This window comes from Alginatibacterium sediminis, from assembly GCF_003610775.1.
Classification (GTDB): domain Bacteria; phylum Pseudomonadota; class Gammaproteobacteria; order Enterobacterales; family Celerinatantimonadaceae; genus Alginatibacterium; species Alginatibacterium sediminis.
In genome coordinates, this window is record NZ_RAQO01000009.1 from 35927 (window position 1) to 57866 (window position 21940).

General features: G+C 44.1%; 16 protein-coding genes and 1 pseudogene. 10 read left to right on the forward strand and 7 right to left on the reverse strand.

Features of this window, described 5'->3' with window-relative positions; all coding sequences use genetic code 11:
• Nucleotides 1-72 precede the first annotated feature (72 nt).
• Nucleotides 73-642, forward strand: coding sequence for a PhnA domain-containing protein (locus DBZ36_RS16525; RefSeq protein WP_120356080.1), 570 nt, complete (start codon nt 73-75; stop codon nt 640-642).
• A gap of 71 nt (nt 643-713) precedes the next feature.
• On the opposite strand, the pseudogene DBZ36_RS20775 reads toward DBZ36_RS16525, so the two are convergent.
• Nucleotides 714-1682, reverse strand: a pseudogene (locus DBZ36_RS20775) (acyltransferase family protein).
• Between the two features lie 382 nt (nt 1683-2064).
• On the opposite strand from DBZ36_RS20775, the gene DBZ36_RS16540 reads away from it, so the two are divergent.
• From DBZ36_RS16540 to DBZ36_RS16560, 5 genes are all read left to right on the forward strand, one after another.
• On the forward strand, nt 2065-2331 hold the full coding sequence (locus DBZ36_RS16540; RefSeq protein ID WP_120356083.1) for a DUF5062 family protein: 267 nt from the start codon (nt 2065-2067) through the stop codon (nt 2329-2331).
• Between the two features lie 54 nt (nt 2332-2385).
• Nucleotides 2386-2856: a GNAT family N-acetyltransferase gene (locus DBZ36_RS16545; RefSeq protein ID WP_120356084.1), complete on the forward strand. Its 471-nt coding sequence runs from the start codon at nt 2386-2388 to the stop codon at nt 2854-2856.
• Nucleotides 2857-2981: 125 nt separating this feature from the next.
• Nucleotides 2982-3515: a YgjV family protein gene (locus DBZ36_RS16550; protein ID WP_120356085.1), complete on the forward strand. Its 534-nt coding sequence runs from the start codon at nt 2982-2984 to the stop codon at nt 3513-3515.
• A gap of 291 nt (nt 3516-3806) precedes the next feature.
• Entirely contained in the window at nt 3807-4412 is a 606-nt protein-coding gene (locus DBZ36_RS16555) for an HAD family hydrolase (RefSeq protein ID WP_120356086.1), read from the forward strand.
• Between the two features lie 87 nt (nt 4413-4499).
• Complete coding sequence (locus DBZ36_RS16560; protein WP_233558174.1) at nt 4500-5657, forward strand: benzoate/H(+) symporter BenE family transporter; 1158 nt, start codon at nt 4500-4502, stop codon at nt 5655-5657.
• On the opposite strand, the gene DBZ36_RS16565 is transcribed toward DBZ36_RS16560, so the two are convergent.
• Nucleotides 5658-7457, reverse strand: coding sequence for a bifunctional metallophosphatase/5'-nucleotidase (locus tag DBZ36_RS16565; RefSeq protein ID WP_120356088.1), 1800 nt, complete (start codon nt 7455-7457; stop codon nt 5658-5660).
• Between the two features lie 51 nt (nt 7458-7508).
• On the opposite strand from DBZ36_RS16565, the gene DBZ36_RS16570 reads away from it, so the two are divergent.
• Nucleotides 7509-8093 carry a DUF1993 family protein gene (locus DBZ36_RS16570; RefSeq protein WP_120356089.1) on the forward strand — a complete coding sequence of 195 codons (585 nt, stop codon included), beginning with the start codon at nt 7509-7511 and terminating at the stop codon, nt 8091-8093.
• A gap of 76 nt (nt 8094-8169) precedes the next feature.
• Here the strand turns inward: DBZ36_RS16570 and tal are convergent, their stop codons facing one another.
• From tal to galE, 5 genes are all read right to left on the reverse strand, one after another.
• On the reverse strand, nt 8170-9126 hold the full coding sequence (gene tal, locus DBZ36_RS16575; RefSeq protein ID WP_120356090.1) for a transaldolase: 957 nt from the start codon (nt 9124-9126) through the stop codon (nt 8170-8172).
• Between the two features lie 227 nt (nt 9127-9353).
• On the reverse strand, nt 9354-10808 hold the full coding sequence (gene xylB / locus DBZ36_RS16580) for a xylulokinase (protein WP_120356091.1): 1455 nt from the start codon (nt 10806-10808) through the stop codon (nt 9354-9356).
• Between the two features lie 348 nt (nt 10809-11156).
• Nucleotides 11157-12317, reverse strand: a complete 1161-nt coding sequence (gene galK / locus DBZ36_RS16585) for a galactokinase (RefSeq protein ID WP_120356092.1) — start codon at nt 12315-12317, stop codon at nt 11157-11159.
• Nucleotides 12318-12326: 9 nt separating this feature from the next.
• Entirely contained in the window at nt 12327-13385 is a 1059-nt protein-coding gene (locus DBZ36_RS16590) for a UDP-glucose--hexose-1-phosphate uridylyltransferase (protein WP_120356093.1), read from the reverse strand.
• Between the two features lie 45 nt (nt 13386-13430).
• Nucleotides 13431-14447, reverse strand: coding sequence for a UDP-glucose 4-epimerase GalE (gene galE / locus DBZ36_RS16595; protein ID WP_120356094.1), 1017 nt, complete (start codon nt 14445-14447; stop codon nt 13431-13433).
• 567 nt (nt 14448-15014) lie between these two features.
• Here galE and DBZ36_RS16600 point away from each other — a divergent pair.
• The 3 genes from DBZ36_RS16600 (at nt 15015) to DBZ36_RS16610 (ending at nt 21796) form a co-directional block, all read left to right on the forward strand.
• On the forward strand, nt 15015-16682 hold the full coding sequence (locus tag DBZ36_RS16600) for a DUF342 domain-containing protein (RefSeq protein WP_120356095.1): 1668 nt from the start codon (nt 15015-15017) through the stop codon (nt 16680-16682).
• Nucleotides 16683-16808: 126 nt separating this feature from the next.
• Nucleotides 16809-17729 (forward strand): DUF368 domain-containing protein, encoded by a 921-nt coding sequence (locus DBZ36_RS16605; protein ID WP_199711904.1) that lies wholly within the window; start codon nt 16809-16811, stop codon nt 17727-17729.
• A gap of 341 nt (nt 17730-18070) precedes the next feature.
• A complete protein-coding gene (locus DBZ36_RS16610; protein ID WP_120356096.1) occupies nt 18071-21796 on the forward strand; it encodes an alpha-amylase family glycosyl hydrolase in 3726 nt (1241 codons plus the stop codon).
• The last annotated feature ends 144 nt before the right edge of the window (nt 21797-21940 follow it).

The window sequence follows — 21940 nt, forward strand, 5'->3', positions numbered from 1 at the left end:
AATCCCCACAAAAATAATGTCATTTTCCACAAAGTGCTATAATCGCCAAAAATTGATGGTTGAGAGAGAACAATGTCGCTAGAAAAAGAACTACTGCAACGTAGTAGCTGTTGTGAGCTTTGTGGAGCGCAAACAGATTTGGCCGCTTTAGAAGTGAGCCATTCACCATACAGTGGCGCGTCTGCTCACGTGTTAGCCTGTAGTAACTGCCGAAGCCAAATCGAAGGCTCAACTGAGCTTGTTTTGAACCACTGGCGTTGTCTCAACGACAGCATGTGGAGTCAAGAAACGGCTGTGCAAGTGATGGCTTGGCGAATGCTAAAGCGGATTAGTAGTGAAACTTGGGCTCAAGATTTACTTGATATGCTCTATCTAGATGAAGATGCGCAAGCTTGGGCTCAAGCCGCTGTTGCGGATGAAGATGATGATACCGCACCGACTAAAGATTGTAACGGCGCGGTTCTGCAAGCTGGTGACAACGTAACTTTAATCAAAGATCTTGTGGTTAAAGGCGCTAACTTTACCGCTAAGCGAGGCACCATGGTTCGCGGAATATCCTTAACCAGTAATCCTGAACATATTGAAGGGCGTGTTAACGGTACTCGGATTGTATTAGTGAGCGCGTTCTTAAAAAAGGCGTAAACAAAAAAAAAAAGCTGCTGCGCAATACAGCAGCTGTAAGCCCGCCTAAACCCCATTCCAATACTGCAAAACTAAGTACTACCACCTAACTTAAACCAAGACTTGTGGTAACCATTAATAATCCAGTTCAATGGTGTGAACTTGATAAATACCCAGTAAAGTACGCTACACAGAAAGAAGGTAATCAATGGTGCAAGACTCACCTCTAGCACTTGAGAAAACCCCTGCCCAATGAGTATCGCACTTACTAATATAATTGGGATGTAGTGCAAGATGTATATAGGGTAGGACATCTCGACAAGTAGACGAATAAGTTTGCTAGGGTGATTAAAGCTACTTAGGGTTATACCCATAATCAACATCACCCAACTCAAGGTGTTCAGATTTTTAATGAGTGAATGGATAATGAGTTCAAGTGGGGCATATGGTTGAGTTCTAAGGTCACCAAAGACACCTACAGAGCTCAAATAGGCAGCGGGAAACGCAAGGCAAGCGCATACCAACAGTATTACGAGGGTCTTAAAACTTGCTAGCAAACTAAGTAAGCTTTGATACTGATAGAACACAACACCAAGTAAAAACCAAAGGCTAAAGTTTAGCCGGCAGCCGAGCATGAAATCATTGTAAGCGCTAGGTGGTGATACAACCCCGCTATCAAGCCAGTCACCTAAGATAAACAAAACCAATACTACGCTTGATGTTGCTGCTATGGTAAAAAGTGTCTACTTAAATATGAATTTGGTTCTAACTAAATTAGGGCGATAAAGAATCGAGAAGCTTAAACTTATTATTAGTAAATAGTACAAAAACCAAGTGTACTCGAGCTTTCCTGAATAGTGGCCGTCTAGCAAATTGACGAGGCTTGAGAAAATGACTAAGCAAGGGGCCAATCGTATCAAGCGGTCAATGGCGAAATAACGTGAGCCTTTTTTGTTAACGATGAGCGCCGCAAAAAAACCAGCAAGTAGGAAAAACACTGGCATTCGCCAACAGTGAATCCACTGGATTAGCACATCTAACCAAAGTTCCATCGCCGGCATATTTGCTTTGGATACTCCAAATTACTAAGTCCATCGGTCATATTAGGTATGTAGTACTAACTAGGTGCGTGAAAAACAAGACCAAGTAACATGGCAAACGCCTTAGCGCATCGAGTCCATGATAGCGGGTTTCGTTGAGTGTTGAGTGACTAGACATCAATGTCCAAAATCTGTGTAAATCCTATTGAATAATCGACTGAAGTTGTTTGCTGTACAAGCTAACTTAGGTCAATTTATTCTCATTTATCATGATGGTCTGACCACGAATAAATGGTGTTCTTTTGGTGCTGATTTTAGACTCAGCTAACGTTGTCTTAAATCAGCACTAAGAGAAATGAACAAGACGCGTTAATCTGTAGCAAAGACCATAAAGGCTGTATTTATGAAAAAATTTAAACACGAAGCACAACTTCTTAAAAAAGCGTTACTAGTCGGGTTGAGCTATGCAAAACAGCGCGGCTTTGCCTCATTACCACAGGGCACTTCCGAAAAAGACAAAGTCGCGGTGGTCTATCAACTTCTTAGCCAAGACAAACAAATAACCCCGCTTCCTCAAGACAAAATCAATGGGCCTGAAATGCGTCATAAATTAGTGTTGTGGCTTTATAATCAACTGCCAGAAGATCACGAACTTCGCCAAGAGGACTAAAGCACACCTAGTGTTGCTTTACAGAATAATGGCATGCAATGGACTACAGGCTAGATGCGAATACGTTCTTTTAACGCATCGGACTCACAAGCTCTATGGCAACTCAAGTTCGACACGATTCGAAACGTGAACTGTGCCCACTATAATCAGGAGCAACTTAAAGCCTGGGCCCCTGACGACATGGATATGTCGTTTTGGTTTACACGTATTAGCCAAATGGATCCTTTGATTCTTGAGCACCAAAACACAATCCTTGGCTTTGCCGATCTTCAAGCTGATGGTTATATCGATCATTTCTTTTGTCACAAGGACTATATAGGACAAGGTCATGGCCGTTTACTTATGCAAGAAGTACTTTCCCAAGCAAACAAACACAAGATCACAAGGCTGTATTCCCAGGTTAGTATTACTGCTAAACCATTTTTTGAGAATTTTAACTTTCAACAAGTTAAAGCTCAGCAAGTGATGGTAAAGGGCGTTACTCTGGATAACTTTCTGATGGAAAGACAAATGGAGTGGCGATAGATTCTCCTATAGCTTCGAGCGTGTGAATTAGCGGATGCTCACGCTTTACCCCAAGCAATTGAAGATGTTCGTGTATCAATAGTAAATCAATGCTAGCGTATGCTTTCACCTTCTGAGGGAAGCTCATGGACGTTTGGGGATTTAATCAATATACCGTAGCTCAGGTTTTAGGCTTTATAGCGTTTTTCTTTAGTATCGCCGCCTTCGCCACAACCAAAGATAAGCGTTTTAGAGTGTTTCTAACCGTCGCATGCTTGTTGTTGGCCCTACAGTACGGCTTATTGTTTGCTTATGTTGCCGCAGCTAACTTGGTCATCAATGCCTTTCGAGCACTATGGTCGATCAATCATAGCGGACACAAGTGGTTCTGGGCTTTCTTTATTACCCAAAGCATTATCAGTGTAATTGTTTATAAGAGCCCTATTGATCTATTGCCATGGTTCGCCAGCGCTATTAGTTGCTATGCTTTATTCTTTTTGTCGGGTATTCAATTACGTATCGCAATGCTGCTATGCACCGTCGTATGGTTGATTAACTCAAGTTTAGTTGGCTCTTATGGAGCGATCTTTAACGATGTCTTTAATATTACCGTTACACTTTCGACGATTTATCGATTAAAGCTAGCCAAGTCAAACAACGCAGCCAGCTCCAGCCCTTAATCTGTCTATTATTCTACCAATCACAGTAATTTATTGATCACTATTGTTTGACTAAAACACCAATCTTGTCGTCATATCTCTTGTCATTAGACCGATAATAACCGCGGCTTCTTCCTAAAGCTAAGCGTTTTAGTAGAACAAGTAAAAGACCAAAAATATAATGGGATTGGTATCACTTGCATGTCTGCGCCGCCATTTTTGGCATGCAGAAACGAGCCTGCGAATATCAAGACTAGTAAACCTTGCGTAAGTGGCTAGAATGAAAAATCCAGCGATTAAAAAGTAAAAGTGATGCGAGACGATATTAAGCATTATCAAGGTCTTATCTTTGATATGGATGGAACACTGATTGATTCTATGGGTTTCCACTTGTTAGCGTGGGAGCAAACCGCTAGTGAATATGGTTTCCCCTATGATGCGAAATGGCAACATAGCTTAGGGGGCGTACCAACCAATCGCACCGTAGAACTCATCAATCAACGTTTTAATCTAAGCCTAGATGTTGATGCTGTCAGCCTGAGTAAGCGATTGCACTGGGAGGCGATAGCAAGAGCACCGCAGCTAATTCCAAGTAGCTATGCCCTGTTTGAGCAAGCTTTTGGTAGGCAAAAAATTGCACTTGGAACTGGCTCCAATCGACAGCACGCTATAGAGATGCTTAATCAAGTGAATCTCTTGGAGAAATTTGACGCTATCGTTACCAGTTGCGATGTTGTCAATGGCAAACCATCGGGAGATACTTTCTTACTTGCGGCCAAAGGCCTGGGCTTAGAGCCAGCGCAATGCTTGGTATTGGAAGATACAGAGATTGGGTATCAAGCCGCTGTTGCTGCGGGCATGGATTGCCTGATGGTTATCGATGGACAGCTAGAGCCGAGCATTCGTAAACTCGATTAAGCGCTTAATAGGAGCACTGATCACTTCTATTTCAAAAGCATAACTTCGGCTTCAACCGGTTTTTAGCACATTATAAAAGGATTTATGATGTTAGCAGATTTACGATTCTCACATATAAGTGCAGGCTTCATCGCTGTACTTGTCGGATACTCAAGCTCCGTGGCCATAGTCTTTCAAGCTGCAGCTGCGAGTGGTGTTGAGGGCGCACTGCTTAATTCTTGGTTGTTGTCATTAGGCTTGGCGATGGGCCTTACTAGCTTGTGTTTGTCCTTGATGTTAAAGATCCCAGTACTGACGGCGTGGTCAACCCCTGGCGCCGCCTTGCTAGCGCTTAGTTTAGGCGATTTTAGTGTCAACGAAGCGAGTGGGATTTTTATCTTTGCGGCTGCTTTATCTCTCGTTCTTGGGCTCAGTGGCTTACTCGAGCGCATAATGAAATTGATACCGCCTTCACTATCAAATGCGCTGTTAGCAGGAGTGTTGTTGCCCATTGGCCTCGACGTTTTTGTGCATCTTCAAGAACAAACATTACTGGTGGCATTAATGCTAGTTTGTTATGTGCTGGCAAAACGCTATTCTCCGCGCTATGCCATTGTGTTGGTGCTGCTGTGCGGTTTAGGGCTGACCTGGAGTTTAGACTTATATAGTGCGGTGAGTTTTGATTATCAATTACCAAAGTTGATTTGGACTCACCCTGAATTCAATATTGCCGGGATGATTGGTGTTGGGATCCCATTATTTCTAGTGACCTTAAGCTCGCAAAATATAACGGGACTAGCCGTGATGCGGGCCAAAGGCTACAAGCCACCTACGTCAGTATTGCTCAATGTAAGCAGCGCTATGAATTTATTGCTAGCCCCTTTTGGTTGTTTTTCTATTGGACTTGCTGCGATCACTGCGGCTATTTGTATGACGGAGGATGCTGACGAGAATCCAGGCACCCGCTATTTAGCCAGCGCATGCGCTGGAGTTTTTTACCTGCTCAGTGCGTTTGCAGGTTTAGCCATTATACTCCTCTTTACGGCAAGTCCGCCGGCTTTGGTTGCGGCGTTGGCAGGTATAGCCTTATTTGCAACCATTGGAAATAGTATGCAAGCAGCTTTCGAGTCGTCCAGCGACCGCGAAGCTGCGCTAGTTACTTTCTTGGTCACTGCATCAAGCTTCTCTTTTATGGGGCTTAGCGCGCCATTTTGGGGCTTGTCACTTGGTCTTTTGTTGAGAGCACTTCGACCGAACAAACGATAATTAAAGAAAGCTTACGCGACCATCGAGTTTAGCACCGCTTTCGTGGTCGATTCGTTTATTAGCCAGGCCTTTGATAAAATCGATAAGTTCAGAGCGATAAAGCAAACCTGTTTCTATGCCATGTTCACGAGCGATCGCAGCTAAATTGAAAGGGTTTATCGCTAACTCGTCAATAACACTTTCGCCACTCCAAAACCCTTTGCCATAGGCTAGAAAACTAGTGATTGCGACTTTATAGGTCCGAGTTTGATCAAGTGGCTCCCCCTTGAACTGAGCATCAACGAATGTATGAGATTGGGACTGCTTTGTCGATTTTAAGCGATAGCGAAGTTGAGCCGAAAAATGTAAAAATCCACGTTCTAGAAGCTGATTTGGGTCGTATCTACCGCCATAGTCAATGAACTCATTTGGATGAAATAAGCGCTGAGCGTTGCTTTGTAGCAGGTGCTGTAGCTGTTTGCCACTGATACTGATGACAATGATTTGGTCCGCATAAGGCATCATTGAATAAATATCAGCGTAGCGCAGATCCTGATGCAGTGTGAAACCGCTGATAGCACTGGCATTAAAGATTGCAATATCTACCGGCCCTTGGGCAAAGTGTTGGCTTTGAGCGACGATTGCGTCGTTCATAAAGTTCGCGAGACTACATTCAGAGGAGTACCGGGTTTTCGCAATCGACGCAATACTTAAGGCTGAATCCGTAGGCGCTTGCGCAATCGCAAGCGCTAGCTTGTGCTCTAAACGTTGCTCTAAAGGCGAAAGGTAGGTTTTACGAAATCGTTGTGCCGCTGCACTTAAGCTCGGCATTCCCTTTAGTTGCGTAATTGAGGTTAGGCAAGCACTCTTGGTGTAGGCCGAGTCCGCTGTTTTTACTATACGTGCGTGTCCTAGGTACTTCGCAAAAGCGCCAGCTTGTACCACCATGCAGTTGCCGCGTTGATTAATAGCCTCCAGCTGGTTTTGGTTTAAGCAGCTATGGCTATGCCCACCAACGATAAGGCTGGGTTTATCGCTTAAGTGATGTAGTTGCTCCATGAGCTCAAGATCCCCAAACTCACTTGGATGTCTCTGATATTGACCAGGAGCGCAGTAACCGAGGTGTGACAGAATAATCCAACAATCGACAAAGGGATCTAAGTACTTGATATGCTGATTAACGCAATTTTTAGCATCAGCAATAGTTAAGCTTGGGTCGCTTTGAGTATGTAAGTATATATCAGTTGCTGGACTTAACCCGAGCAGACCTATTCGCAGTCCGTTCGCTAGTGCAATTGCGACTTGTTGTTGCTGTGCTTTAAAGCGTGAGCCCTTTAAGTTTGCGCTGAGAACCACAAACTGAGCGTCATTTTTAATACTGCGCTGGGCGGCCTCAGTTTCTTTATCGAGTTCGTGATTTCCAAGTACCGAGGCATCGAGGCCCGCAGCGCTTAAACAGTGATAGCTGGCACTAATCGCAACATGACCCGGTTCCGGGTCAAGTAATTCGTCAAAAACACTACCGATATGTTCGTCGCCGGCACTCATGAATAGGTTGATTTGATGTCCACTTTGCTGTTCGCGAACCTGGGCTACATAGGCTGCAATCAGGGCCATATTGTCAGTGCGCTCACCGCCGCTATGACTCACCAGATTTTGGTGCAGATCGTTGATATGGTATATGTTTAGATCGAAATTGCTAGGGCCAGGCACACGCAGTTCAACTGGAATGTCACCACCTTGTTTTGGGATATACAAAGCATCGAAGGCACCTTTAGGATTGCAAGCAATTTGGGTAAAACCAAGGGCCTTGTTTGGCATAGTCAATTTCTTCTCAGTATCAATAACACTTATGCTCAGAGATTGCGTAGTATGTTGCAAGGACTAAATTGTCCAATCCCTAATTTGCGCACAGGATATTTGCTTAATATGCTAAATCAAGGCTTAGCTCAACAGCCACAGTTGCTGTTTATACATTATTTGAATCAGCTCGAACATATGCTGTCGCGCATCGAAGCTAGTGATGACAATAATCAGAGCTTTTTGGGCATAAGCCTGCAGCCGCAAATGTTTGACCTTAGAACCCAGTTACATATATGTGTCAATTTTTCGCTTCGCGCCTGCTGTCCCCTGTGGCAGCGAATCACACCAAATTTTGAAGCAAAGCAGCCGAGCTATGAGGCATTGTTTCAGGAAATTATTGCAACCCGAGACTATTTAAAAAATTTAGGTGAGTTACCTACAGGAGCGTGGGAACAACAACTGAGCGAAAAAGCGGGTTTTGCCGAACTCGATTTACCCGCATTTGAGTTCGTGTATCAATATGCGTTTCCTAACTTTATGTTTCACTACACTATGGTATATACGATTGCCAAATCGTGCTGTGTTGAGCTAGGTAAAGCCGACTTTGATGGTTATCATCAATACCCGCAAGATTTCAGCTTCATTGACGAATAAAGACGAGCGCATTTAGTCGCGAAACAAGCATAAAAAAACGGCTCATATAGAGCCGTTTAATAGTTCAAGCAATCGCTTAAGCGAGTGCTTTTTTAAGCATCACATCAAGTTTTTCTTGGTCAACAGCAAAGGCTCTAATACCTTCAGCTAGTTTCTCAGTCGCCATGGCATCTTCATTGTGTTGCCAATAGAACTCAGCTTCACTGAGAGCTCCTGGAGCAGTTTTGACGTCCTTCGCTTCTAGTAATTTGCGGCTAAGAGGCGCTTGTGTTGCATCAAGTTCTTCAAGTAAGGCCGGACCAATGGTGAGGCGGTCGCAACCGGCTAATTCTACAATTTCACTTATATTTCGGAAACTGGCACCCATCACTACCGTTTTGTAACCGTATTGCTTGTAATAATCGTAAATGGCGGTAACTGACTCAACGCCTGGATCTGCAGCACCATTGAAGTCTTGCTCTGGTGTTTTAGCTTTATGCCAATCCAAAATTCGTCCTACAAAAGGTGAAATCAAATACACGCCAGCCTCTGCACATGCTCGTGCTTGAGCAAAAGAGAACAACAGCGTTAGGTTACAATTGATGCCTTCTTTTTCGAGGATTTCTGCAGCGCGGATACCCGGCCAAGTGGATGCGATTTTGATAAGAACACGGTCTTTTGAAATACCTTGCTCGGCATACAAAGCGATTAATTTACGTGCTTTAGCGATGGTGGCTTGGGTATCAAACGACAAACGAGCATCAACTTCAGTAGAAATACGCCCTGGTACGAGTTCAAGCACTTTACAACCAATGGTAACAATCAACTTATCGGCTGCGTTTTGAATTTGCTCAGATGGATCCTGACTTAATCCTTTAGCGTAGCTTGCAACGTCAGCAAGAAGGGTATTGTACTCCGGTAAGCCTAAAGCTTTAACGATCAACGACGGGTTGGTCGTAGCATCTTCAGGAGAGAACTTACGCATTGTCTCTAAATCGCCGGTATCTGCAACGACCGTGGTCATGGTTTTGAGTTGCTCGAGAAGAGAGCTCATAATAAATTTCCTATAATTTTAATTGTAAATCCCTTAGCGGAACTTGTAGTGGTACAAGATAGACATGTTTTGCCATAGATTGCACTTAAAGGCCATAAAAAACTTGTCCAACCGGACAGTTTATTGCTTTAAATTTCAGTTCTGAGTGCAAGACAGCATTTTACACAGCTTCGTATACTCTAGCATGCTGGGCTGCACGAATGCACACCGTGCAACCCAAGTTGAGATTAGAAAAAATCGGCTAAACGTTGGTATAGCTCTTGATAGCGCGCTTGCGAACTTTGGTAGGCATTATGTCTTTCGATATTCACCTCGTGAATCTGTACTAATTCTGGGCTCGGACAAACGTCATCTAGGCTTAAATCAGGATTTACTCCAAGCTTGGCCAAGCGAGCGGCGCCTAGTGCGGGTCCAACTTCACCACCTTTACAGTAGCGAAGGGATTCTCCAGTAATATCGGCTAACATTTGACGCCAGTAAGCGCTGCGAGCACCGCCACCAATGAGCGAAATTTCATCGGGCTTTAGGCCGGATTCATGCAGAACTCTAAACCCATCAGCAAAGGCATAACCAACACCTTCGAGTACCGACTTTGCAAGTTCCAACTTGGTGGTTTCATGACTCATTCCGAAGAATACGCCTTTGGCCTCTGGGTTGTTGTGAGGTGTACGCTCCCCAGATAAATAGGGTAAAAACAACACTGATGAGGGTACACCTTGGTCAAGAGCTTCAACTTGTTTGAGCATTTCGGGCACGCTTTCTAAGCCTGTGAGTTCCACCACCCAGTCTAAGCAGGCGGCGGCACTCAAAATTACTGACATCAAGTGCCAAGTATCAGGTAAAGCGTGACAAAAACTATGCACGGCAGACTCTGGATTACTGCGATAGCCATTACTTACCGCAAAATATACCCCAGAGGTACCCAGCGATAACATGGCTTGACCGGGTTTAATAATACCAACACCTACAGCACCGGCAGCATTGTCCCCACCGCCTGCTACAATTGCGACTTCGTTCATTCCCCAGCGTTTGGCTAAACTAGCTTTAAGCTGTCCGGTTATTTGGTTGCCTTCAAATAGACTTGGCATATGTGAACGATTAAGTCCGCAAGCTTCGAGCATTTCGAGGCTCCAATCGCGTTTCTCTACATCTAACCACGACGTACCAGCAGCGTCAGACATATCTGAAGCAAATTGGCCGCTGAGTCGGAAATTTAGATAGTCTTTTGGTAATAGTACTTTATCAATACGGGCAAAATTCTCTGGTTCGTTTTGTTTGACCCACAACACTTTAGGGGCTGTAAAACCAGGCATCACTAAATTTCCGCTGATCTGGTGTGCACTCGGAACTTTAGCTTCAATCTCAGCACATTGTTGCGCGCTACGGCCATCATTCCAAAGCATACAAGGGCGGATAATGTCGGCATTTTTGTCAATCAAAGTGGCACCGTGCATTTGACCGGCGATTCCCATCGACTTAACGCTGGCTAAGCTTTGATTATCAGCTAAAGCTTGCATGGCATTGCAAGTGGCTGTCCACCAATCTTGTGGAGCTTGTTCAGACCATAATTCCTGAGGTCTGCTCACAGACAGCGGTGAACTTTGCTGATCAATAATATCGCCAGTTTCAGACAATAGAACCGCTTTGACGCCAGATGTTCCTAAATCAATCCCAATGTACATAGTTGCTCCTGCAAGTAGGGCAGTAAAAAATTATCGTGGGTCTATCCTGATGCTTGGCTTTGCGGGTAACAATTATGAAATTTATTGCTCGATTGCAGATATTGAATTTTTGTGTGAGAGATCACGTAAGTAATCGCTATAAGCCGAGTTTCACGGGCATTATTAGCCCAATGTTAAACGCTTAGCTAAAGAGGCTGCTTGAAACTAAGGTTTTGAGTGACAGCGAGTTTAGGGCTTTAACAACTAGGTGATTTTCTGAAATTAGCTCAATTGTGTGTTCTGTAGGTGAGGTATAAACAAAAAAGGGGAAGCTAAGCTTCCCCAAAACGTGACACCTAAAGGAAAGTGTTAAAGCGCGCCGGCTCCATTAAGTGCTCGGCAAACATAAATGGTTTCTTTGATCCCTGTTTTGGCTTGATATTTCTGGGCTAGAGCCGCTTTTAGCGGTTCAACTAAATGCGGCGGTACTAATGAAACGACACAACCACCAAAGCCGCCACCGGTCATGCGTACTCCGCCCTCGTCACCTATAACTTCTTTGACAAGGTCTACAATATAGTCAATTGGTGGCACTGTGATTTCGAAATCATCGCGCATTGATGCATGTGACTGCGCCATAAGTTCACCCAAATAACGCATATCGCCCTGACTTAATGCGCGAGCAGCTTCGGTAGTGCGGTAGTTCTCGGTAACCACGTGACGAGCGCGTTTAGCGACATCTATTGGAAGCGAAGCTAGTTTTTGATCTAAACCTTCAACGCTCACGTCGCGTAGGGCCTTAACCCCTAGTGCACTTGCAGCGGCTTCGCACTGTTCGCGACGCGTGTTGTACTCGCTATCGACCAAGCCACGTTTGACGTTTGAATGAATGATAACAATGCTCATGTTTTCAGGCATTGGAACGGCCTTAGTTTCTAGGCTACGGCAGTCGATTAGCAAGGAATGGCTTTGCTGCCCTTCAGCAGAAATAAGCTGATCCATAATGCCGCAATTACAACCGACAAATTTGTTCTCTGCCTCTTGTCCGTTTAAAGCAATTTCTTGTTGACTAATATTCAAGTCGTATAAGGTCTTGAACACTTGTCCTATGACTACTTCCAAAGATGCTGAAGAACTTAAACCAGCGCCTTGCGGTACGTTGCCACTAACACTTAAGTCTGCGCCGCCGAACTGATACCCGCGTGCTAGTAAGTGTTTAGCTACACCTCGAATATAATTTGCCCACATATATTCAGGGTGAGCAACAATTGGCTGGCTTACGTCGAACTCATCAACCTGTTGGTAGTCTACTGAGTAAACTCTAACGATGTTATCTTCACGTTTTGCGCAGGCAACAAGGGTGTGATAGTTGATGGCGCAAGGTAATACAAATCCATCATTATAATCGGTGTGCTCACCAATGAGGTTTACACGTCCCGGGGCCTGAACCAAAGTAGGGGCTTGATAGTCAAATTGTTGCGAGAAGCTTGAACTTACGGCTTCTATCAATGCTGAATCAGGTAAAAACATCAAAAACTCCTATTGGTCTTTGTAATGAACGTCGCTAACAGCCCGTAGTTTCTCAGCAGCTTGCTCAGGGGTTAAATCGCGCTGGCTTTCGGCAAGCATTTCGTAGCCGACCATAAACTTGCGAACACTTGCACTGCGAAGCAGTGGTGGATAAAACAAGGCATGTAATTGCCAAGCATTATCATCTTCGAGTTGACCTTCTTGGTTGCGTTTAAATGGCGCATAGTGCCAACCCATTGAATAAGGGAATGAGGTTTTAAATAAGTTGTCATAACGACTCGTGAGGCGCTTTATGGCATCGGCAAGGTCGTCTTTTTGTTCTGTATTAAGTGCATCAAAGCGATTCGCTGCAAATTTTGGTAAAAGCATGGTTTCGAATGGCCAAGCCGCCCAATACGGTACTACTGCGATCCAGTGTTTGGTTTCAACGACTGTTCGGCTGCCATCAGCTTGTTCTCTGAGGGCGTAATCGAGTAGTAAATTACTACCATGTTCGGCGTTATAGGCAAGGAGTAACTCATCTTTACGCGCTATCTCGTTGGGTATAAAACTGTTTGCCCAAATTTGACCATGTGGATGAGGTTGAGAACAGCCCATAGTTGCGCCTTTATTTTCAAAGGCTTGTACCCAAATATAATCTTTACTAAGCTCGCTTATTTGCTCATCCCAAGTATCTACGATGGAACGGATAGCAGACACAGATAACTGAGGTAGCGTCTTGCTGTGATCCGGTGAGAAGCAAATCACGCGACTAGTGCCGCGTGCTGTTTCACAGCGCATCAGCGGATCGTCGTTGGTTGGCGCATCGGGAGCGTCTACGGTTAGAGCGGCAAAATCATTGGTAAAAACAAATGTGCCTTTATAATCCGGGTTAATATCGCCTGAGATACGCTCATTGCTTGGACACAAAAAGCAACTTGCTTCGTAACTTGGCAATATATTATCGTCGGTTTTTTCGTCTTGTCCTTGCCATGGACGTTTGGCGCGGTGTGGAGAAACCAACACATATTGTCCGCTTAGCGGGTTATAACGACGGTGTGGATGGTCCACGGGATCAAATTGGGTCATAGGTTTTTATCTTGGCGAATGAACGCCGCTCCTTAAGCTAACTAATTATTCTTGGTAACCATTGGGGTTGTTTGACTGCCAGCGCCAGCTATCCGTGGTCATCGTTTCGAGGTCTCGGCTTGGACTCCAGTCCAGCTCTAGCATCGCTTTGCTTGGATCGGCCCAACATTCGGCAATGTCACCTGGTCTGCGCGGACTCACTTGATACTTCACTTCTTTGCCACTGGCTTTTGAAAAAGCAGCAACCATTTCTAGTACACTAGCGCCGTTACCGGTCCCCAAATTGTAGATATGTAATCCATGCTTTGGACTGGCTTTATTCAGTGCTGCGACGTGACCATCAGCCAAATCAACGACGTGAATATAGTCGCGTACACCGGTGCCATCCACAGTTGGGTAATCGTCACCAAACACACTGAGAAATTCGCGGCGGCCTACGGCTACTTGAGCGATGAAAGGCATTAGATTGTTAGGGATGCCTTGGGGGTCTTCCCCCATGGTGCCAGATTCATGGGCACCTACTGGATTAAAGTAGCGCAATAAAGTGACACTCCATTGCGGATCAGCATTCACCAAATCGCGCATGCATTCCTCGACCATATACTTACTGCGGCCATAAGGGTTGGTGGTGGCACCTGTTGCAGTTGTTTCCTTAATAGGAATCTCTTGTGGGTCGCCGTAAACCGTTGCTGAAGAACTAAATATTAAACGTTTTACTCCGGCGTCGCGCATCGCTTCAGCTAGAACCAAGGAGCCATGTACATTATTGTCGTAGTATTCTAAAGGTTTGGCGACTGACTCTCCGACCGCTTTTAGGCCTGCAAAGTGGATGACCGCGTAAATTTCATGTTCGCTAAAGATTTTGTCTAATAAGGCGCGATCACGCACATCACCCAAGTAGAAGTCCGGTGTTTTGCCACTTATCGCTGCGATTCTTTGCAGTACAATTTCTTTGCTGTTACATAAGTTGTCCAAAATAATCGGTTCAATGCCCGCAGCTATAAGCTGTATGCAGGTGTGGCTGCCGATATAACCCATTCCGCCGGTGATAAGTACTTTCACGTTGTTCTCCATTTTCCATCGTCCAATACTTGTGGAAACGTTTACACTAGATTCAGAATAGCACGCAAATTATCTAAGTAAAGTCTTAGAAACTGAATTTTTTGGGCAAATAACTAAAAATGAGAGCTATGCCTAAGCCATGGTAAAACGTTTCCACACAAGTTTTTTGCTAAATTTTGGCTAAGCATACCAACCAGCAGTGAGGTATTGCTACTTCAGCATTTGTTTCTTTAAGGCTTGGTGAAGCCTAGAAAAGATATGTAATTGACTTGAATTGCGTTAGAAGCCGTCAATTAGGCTAATAATCAACAGCCAATATAGGCAATTAAACCTAAAAAAAATATCAACAGCGACTAAACTTTTAAATTAATGCTACTGATCGGTGACCCTGTGTCAGATATTCGACGGGTTTCTCTTACGCTTTGACAAAAAAAGTAGTAATTTATCTTGAAGCGAAGCTGATGTTTCTGCTTGTGTTTTGTTGCTTTTTGTCAAAGACATTTGCAATACCAACGACCGTTGTACTTATTTTTTGAACTTAGAACCGCCTTTGCGATAAGGAAAACTATGCTAGACCAAAGCCATTTGGTGTTGTCCGATGACAAACAAGCAGTTTTTGTTCATGTTACTGCGCAAGACCGCGCAATAACCGCAACTGATATAAAAGCGTTATTAGTGCGTTCGCCATATGGGCACTATGAGATTGACAACTCGGCGATTGAAGATGCGGTGGTCAAATTTAGTCAGGTTATTGAAGATCCTTTATTGTTAGAAGGCGAACGTATACTGGTTCAACTCGCAACTGCAGTAAATGCCAGCATAGAAATTGAAATAGCCGATAACAAAATGGCGGCATGGGGCATTATTGTAGCGGCGAAAGGCGGCACCCATATAACAGCAGCGCAACTATCTGAAGCAATGCGTAACGCCGGTATTCGCAATGGATTGCAAAAAAATCGAGCGATTAATTTACTGAAGCTGGCGCTAAGCGCCCCCCCAGGTCAACGCATTCGTAAAGTTATTGCCTTGGGTCGTAAACCTGAGGATGGTATTGATTCTCGATTTGAACGCTTGGTCGAAACACTTAAAGAACGGATGCTAGTTCCAAAAGAGCGCGATGACGGCACCGTAGATATGCGAGAGCTTGGATCCTTTGTAACGGTTGAGCCTGGTATGCCATTGATGCTACGCCATCCCTATGTCGAAGGGCATAGCGGCCTGACAATTACCGGGACTGAAGTTCCTTTTTATCGTGGAAAAGAAATCGACTTTGATGCCGGAGAAGGCGTTGATATTGATGAGAACGACAACAATCGCTTAATTGCGACTAAAACTGGCTTACCATTAGAAACCGAAAATGGGATGAAAGTGGACGACGCGCTGATCATTGATAATGTGGATATTGGTACCGGTAATATCGACTTTCCTGGTTCGGTTTTAGTTTCAGGTAACATTGCTGAAGGTATGAGCGTAAAAGCTGGTGGCGATGTACACGTTGCTGGTTTTGTTGAGTCGGCCCAAATAGAGTCTGGCGGTGATATTGTGGTTACTCAAGGGGTGATAGGACATCGGGTACAAGAAGGAACCATGCACTATTCTTGTGAGATTAACTGCAAGGGAAGTTTTAACGCCGGCTTTGTTCAATACTCAAAAGTAACCGCCAAAAAGGCCATTTTTGTAACCAATCAATTACTGCATAGCTCAGTTGACAGTGGTCAAGAAGTCTCGGTCATCGATAAAGCGGGTCGAAAGGGAACAATTGTCGGTGGCAAAGTGCACGCTGGTGGCCGGATTAGCACTATCGTGCTTGGAGCCCAAGCAGGTACAGCAACTGAGCTAAGCATTATGGGAGAATACACCCAAATTGTGGCGCGGTATCATGAATTACAAGATGCTGAAAAACAATGCCATGATGAAATTTCTAGAGTGATCAAAGCGCAGCTAGGTCTAAAGCGAGAAGCCGATGCTGCGGTAAGAAAAGAACTCTCCGATCAGCTAGACCAAGAAATTAATCAACATCGTAGTGACTTGTATCGAATTTCGAAAGAACTCGAAGATAACGTCCAACAGACTGAAGATTTTCTAGATTCTGCGAAAGTTATTGTTAGAAAAGAGCTACATCCTAACATCCGCTTAAAAATTGCTGACAAGCAACACTTCAATAAAAAGACCCTTGGCCCAAGTGAAAGTGTCTTTGAAGCTGGGGTACTGGATTTCAAATCCCTAGGCAGCTAGGGTATTTATCCATCGACTCATTTAGGACTTGAAAATACAACAGGCTTAGCACCAACGTTCCTTTACGCGTGTAATTGTCTTATGATGCAACGCAATCTAAATCGACAATAAATTGGTACATCGTAAATGTTTGGTTTTAAAGAAGCTTGGATGATATTTGTCAAAGGCCTTGCCATGGGAGCCGCTGATGTTGTCCCTGGTGTCTCAGGTGGTACCGTTGCGTTCATTACCGGTATCTATGAGCGTCTGCTAAATGCTATTCGACAAATCAATTTCCCTGCAATTCAAATATGGCGCAAACAAGGACTTAAGGCTGCTTGGGATCATATAGACGGTAACTTTTTGCTAATACTTTTTAGCGGAATAATGACCAGTATTCTTAGCCTTGCGAAAATAGTTTCTTGGTTGCTTGAACATCACCAACTGTTGGTATGGTCATTGTTTAGTGGTTTGATATTGGCGTCGGCTTGGCATATTTCGAAGCAAATAAAAACTTGGTCAGCGGCTTCTTGGATAAGCTTGGCCCTTGGTTGTGGGTTTTCCTTACTGGTTTCACAACTAAGCCCTGCAAGTATTGACGTACAAAACTACTACTATTTCTTCGCCGGTATGATTGCTATATGTGCGATGATACTTCCTGGAATATCTGGCAGTTTTATTCTTCTGATTTTAGGTATGTATCACCCATTATTAACCGCAGTAAATCAGCTTCAAATAAGCGCGTTAGCATTGTTTGCCGGTGGCGCACTTATTGGCTTATTAAGCTTCTCGCATCTTTTGTCCTATTTACTTAAACGATGGCACAACCCTAGTTATGCAGTATTAACTGGATTTCTACTCGGTTCATTGTCTCTGCTTTGGCCTTGGAAACAGGTGGTTTCTACGTACACGAGTTCTGAAGGAATCGAAAAACCATTGCAGCAAATGAACATATTGCCGACTCAATATGCACAGCTATTACAGCAAGACCCGCAAACCTTGAGTTGTGTAGCTTTGATGCTTTTAGGTGTCGTTTTTATAGTGGTACTTGAACGTAAAAGTAATTAACTCGAAATTGATATAACTCGCACAAGGCTGCTATCGAAAGATAGCAGCCTTTTTTATTGTGATCAGTGTTAGGAAATATGTTCCGCTGGTGTGTGAAGCATCAATTGTAAAGTGTGAATCAACGCTTGTTTTTGATATTTAGTTGATTCTTGAAAGCGTTTGCGAAAACCCTTTCAGTCACAGTTTGAGTCTTAGCCCGTTCTTGCTTGCGTTTTTAAGCGGCTATCACTGCTATTTTGTACGCGCTATTGCATGAAATTTCAGCAGCTATAGCGATGCAGAGGACAGGGCGAGAATACTTCAACGTCCATCCCAAACTCGGATTGTCAACGGAGGACAACATGAAGTTTAAATTCAATCGACGCCTATTGACGGCTTGCGCCGGCGTTGCTGTTTTGGTTGCGGGCTTAAATGCTTGTAAAGACCCGAATCAACTAACTCACTACTTAGATCGTGACGTAAAGGATGACGTTTTCTATTTTGTAATGCCCGATCGTTTTCATAACGCCAACCCGGATAATGACTTAGGTGATGAAAGCGGTTCTCGTGAGCAGCATGGTTTTGACCCAACTGACAAAGCTTGGTATCACGGCGGAGATATCCAAGGCTTAAGCGCAAAGCTGGACTACCTTGAAGAAATGGGGATAACCGCGATTTGGATGACCCCAATTCTCAAAAATAAAGCGGTACAAGGACAATCCTCAGCTTACCATGGTTATTGGACCCTCGACTTTACTCAAATTGACCCCCATTTAGGTAGTAATGATGATCTAAAGGCTCTGATCGAAGATGCCCATTCACGAAATATAAAAGTGTTCTTTGACATCATTACTAACCACACTGCCGACGTTATCAAATATGAAGAGTGTCATGATGTCAGTGGAGAATACCAAGAAGGACTCACTAGCTGCGATTACAAGTCTCTAGCTCAAATAGAAGCTGGTGATACTTTCACACCTTTCTTACCTGCGGGAGAAGAATACGCAAAAGTACCCGAGTGGTTAAACGATCCTGCGTATTATCACAACCAAGGTGATACCACCTTCTCGGGTGAAAACTCAGTTTATGGTGACTTTTTTGGTCTTGATGACTTAAACACTGATGATCCTGCCGTTGTAGCGGGCATGATTGAGATCTTCAATAATATCGTTTCTGAATTTAAGCCGGACGGTTTTCGGATTGACACTGTTAAACACGTCAATATTGAGTTTTGGCAGCAATTCTCTCCAGCATTAGAAGCGCACGCCAAATCAGTGGGCATTCCACAATTCTTTATGTTTGGCGAAGTGTACGATGCAAACCCAAGTAACTTAAGTCAGTTTACCACCAAGGGTAATTTGCCATCAGTACTTGATTTTGGCTTTCAAGGTGCGGTTCGCTCAGTAGTTGCAGACCAACAAGCACCAACAGCGCTGCGTTCTTTATTCGAAGCTGATGACAACTACAATGACAGTGATAGCGATGCATCGCGCTTAATGAACTTTATTGGTAATCATGACATGGGACGTTTTGGTTATTTTCTGGGTGGCGAAGACACACCGGTAAATCTCAAGAAAACTAAGCTAGCCCACTCAATGATGTACTTTCTACGTGGGATCCCTGTTGTTTACTATGGCGACGAACAAGGTTTCACTGGAGATGGAGGAGACCAAGATTCACGTGAAAATATGGATGCTTCAGTTGTCGATAGCTTTAACGACAACCAGTTAATCGGCACGCTTGCCACAACAGCAGTTGATAACTTTGACCAAAAACATCCTATTTACCGTTATCTTAAAAAGCTTTCTAAAGTATACCGTTCGCATCCGGTTCTAAGAAGCGGAGTTCAAGTGGAGCGATTCGCGCAGGCCGATACTGCTGGTTTATACGTCATTAACCGTGTTGACCCTACAACGGGCGAAACTTATCTGATTGCGCTAAATAACGCCGATGAAGTTAAAAGTATTGAATTGGAAACGCAGTTCAAAGGTTATCAAGTGATATGGGGGAGCAAAAAATCGGCTAGCGTTAACCAAGGTACACTTTCACTTAACGTAAAAGGTCTGGATATTGTCGTTCTTAAAGCCAAAGGAAAAGCTGAGGATTCGCCGACAACTGGCTTTGATATTGTTGGCATTAATGAGGGTGACATTGCAAGTGGTTCTCTACAAATTGAAGCACTAGTTCAAGGGGTCGAAACTCTCGAGATCCCCACTTATAAACTTGATTTTTCTTACCGTGTAGATGGCGGCGAAGCAATACCAATTGCGAGTGACTTAACCGCGCCTTATCAACTGTTTTGGGACGTAAGTCAATTTGACGATGGTACTCGTTTAAGCTTGGAGTTGAATTTAAGCAATCGTGATTCTCAATTAAGTTCTCAAAGTATTGAGTTGTTAGTTGACTCGCGGGTACCTAGCGAGCTGAAAATTGACTACCAGAATGGCAATGATCGCTCGTATGCCTATAGCGTGAATCAAAGCGGGAGTATGCAGGGACCGTTGCCGGTAAGTGATGGCATAGTGGACCTACATTGGGGTGCCAACGACCAAAGCAACTTATTGTTTTTCACAAACTTTGATGGTGAGTTTTACACCGTAGACCAACCCGTACTATTGACCCGCAATCAGGTAGTTAGTATGTCTAGCGAGTCTGACAGCGGCGAACTGCTGGCACACTTATATCTTAATAACGCGGGGGAATTAAGCCAAGACGCTAACCCTGTTGCTCAAAGCCCGATGGTGTTAAATCCATACTCGGGTGCTACATCTCCATTTGGGGATGACGTTAACGTCCGGGGTGGCCTAAATGGCTGGGGTGCGGACCCGGTGCAATATTTGGGTATGGGCCACTATAAAGTTAGTCTTGATATCACTTCGGGAGACTTAGAGTTTAAGTTTGCCGATAGTAATTGGAGCCCACTTAATGTTGGTGGACCGATTACGGAATATGGACTAACGAAGTCTGCAAACCCAAGCAACCTAGTTACCAACATCGCAGTCGGTGGGCTGACTCAATTTAATCTGCTGACCTTTGACCAAGATATGGATGGTGTTGTTGACTATATCTTGCCAGTTTTGGATGCTGATTTTGGGCCTCTTGGTCAAGCGATGTATATGCGAGGCGATCATAATGGATGGAGCGCTGATCAACGTTTAAGTTACTGGAGTGATGGTTTATATCGTCATAGTGTCAGTTTAGCCGCGGGTGCAATAAGCTTTAAGTTTGCAAATGCGGATTGGTCTTTGCAGTACTCAGCGATTGACGATGAGGTATCATTAGACCAAGTCGCTATTGTAAGTAGCATAGAAAGCCCTAACGACAGCTTTGAAGCTCCAGCTGCTGCTAAGTACGAGATTAGTTTAGAGCCTATTGGAGCTGATTTTGAAATGCTAATCGAGCAAGGTGCCTTGTTGGGTGAAGACACGCCAAGTTATGCTCGCGATATATTTATTCGTGGTGAAATGAATGGCTGGGCTGCGCAAACGGCTTTGAGCTATCAAGGTTTAGACAAATATCGTCAAGTGATGGTTATTGGTCCTGACGCAGACGCTAATGGTGATGGCGTGGTGTCATTTAAACTCGCTGATAGTGATTGGGCTGAGATAAACTTTGGTGGCGAGGCCTTGGACTTCGGTAGCGCGTTAGCTTTGATTGATAATGGTGCCGACCTAAGTTTTGTGACGCCGCTTAGTAACCAAGTGATTGAGTTTGTGATCGATGCCGGAAACATTGATTCGCCGATACTAACAATCAACATTATTGACGGACTTATCGTGCACTATTCTCGCACTTTGTCTGACTTTGAAGGTTGGGGATTGCACGTTTGGGGGGATGGTGTTGCCGCAAATAGTATCCCAACGTGGACAAATCCATTGCCATTTTTTGCCGAAGATGATTTTGGCCGCTACGGCGTCATTGAGTTAATCGACCCGAGTTTAGAACTTGGCTTTATTTTGCATGCTGGCGATGAAAAAAATAGCGCTGATGACTTATATCACGTGCCTAGTAGCGATATCGAAATATGGATAAACCAAGCCGATGGCATGCTATATCAAGATAAATCTACGGCTGTAGCCGCCCAGTAAAATCGAAGGTACCTCAGCATTCTTTTTACTAGTTTATCGTCATAAACTAAGGCCAATAGCTTAACGTAAGGTATTGGCCTTTTTTATGGAGCCGATTGATGACCATACTCTTTATTATGAACAAATAATTACTAGCCTCGGTTT

What these genes read in the sequence shown, in the direction of transcription:
- DBZ36_RS16540 (WP_120356083.1), top strand. Translation starts at nt 2,065, where the DNA reads ATGAAAAAATTTAAACACGAAGCACAACTTCTTAAAAAAGCGTTACTA.
- DBZ36_RS16605 (WP_199711904.1), top strand. Translation starts at nt 16,809, where the DNA reads ATGTTTGGTTTTAAAGAAGCTTGGATGATATTTGTCAAAGGCCTTGCC.
- DBZ36_RS16610 (WP_120356096.1), top strand. Translation starts at nt 18,071, where the DNA reads ATGAAGTTTAAATTCAATCGACGCCTATTGACGGCTTGCGCCGGCGTT.
- DBZ36_RS16600 (WP_120356095.1), top strand. Translation starts at nt 15,015, where the DNA reads ATGCTAGACCAAAGCCATTTGGTGTTGTCCGATGACAAACAAGCAGTT.
- DBZ36_RS16555 (WP_120356086.1), top strand. Translation starts at nt 3,807, where the DNA reads ATGCGAGACGATATTAAGCATTATCAAGGTCTTATCTTTGATATGGAT.
- DBZ36_RS16550 (WP_120356085.1), top strand. Translation starts at nt 2,982, where the DNA reads ATGGACGTTTGGGGATTTAATCAATATACCGTAGCTCAGGTTTTAGGC.
- DBZ36_RS16590 (WP_120356093.1), bottom strand. Translation starts at nt 13,385, where the DNA reads ATGACCCAATTTGATCCCGTGGACCATCCACACCGTCGTTATAACCCG.
- DBZ36_RS16545 (WP_120356084.1), top strand. Translation starts at nt 2,386, where the DNA reads ATGCGAATACGTTCTTTTAACGCATCGGACTCACAAGCTCTATGGCAA.
- DBZ36_RS16560 (WP_233558174.1), top strand. Translation starts at nt 4,500, where the DNA reads ATGTTAGCAGATTTACGATTCTCACATATAAGTGCAGGCTTCATCGCT.
- DBZ36_RS16525 (WP_120356080.1), top strand. Translation starts at nt 73, where the DNA reads ATGTCGCTAGAAAAAGAACTACTGCAACGTAGTAGCTGTTGTGAGCTT.
- DBZ36_RS16570 (WP_120356089.1), top strand. Translation starts at nt 7,509, where the DNA reads ATGTTGCAAGGACTAAATTGTCCAATCCCTAATTTGCGCACAGGATAT.
- tal (WP_120356090.1), bottom strand. Translation starts at nt 9,126, where the DNA reads ATGAGCTCTCTTCTCGAGCAACTCAAAACCATGACCACGGTCGTTGCA.
- DBZ36_RS16565 (WP_120356088.1), bottom strand. Translation starts at nt 7,457, where the DNA reads ATGCCAAACAAGGCCCTTGGTTTTACCCAAATTGCTTGCAATCCTAAA.
- galK (WP_120356092.1), bottom strand. Translation starts at nt 12,317, where the DNA reads ATGTTTTTACCTGATTCAGCATTGATAGAAGCCGTAAGTTCAAGCTTC.
- xylB (WP_120356091.1), bottom strand. Translation starts at nt 10,808, where the DNA reads ATGTACATTGGGATTGATTTAGGAACATCTGGCGTCAAAGCGGTTCTA.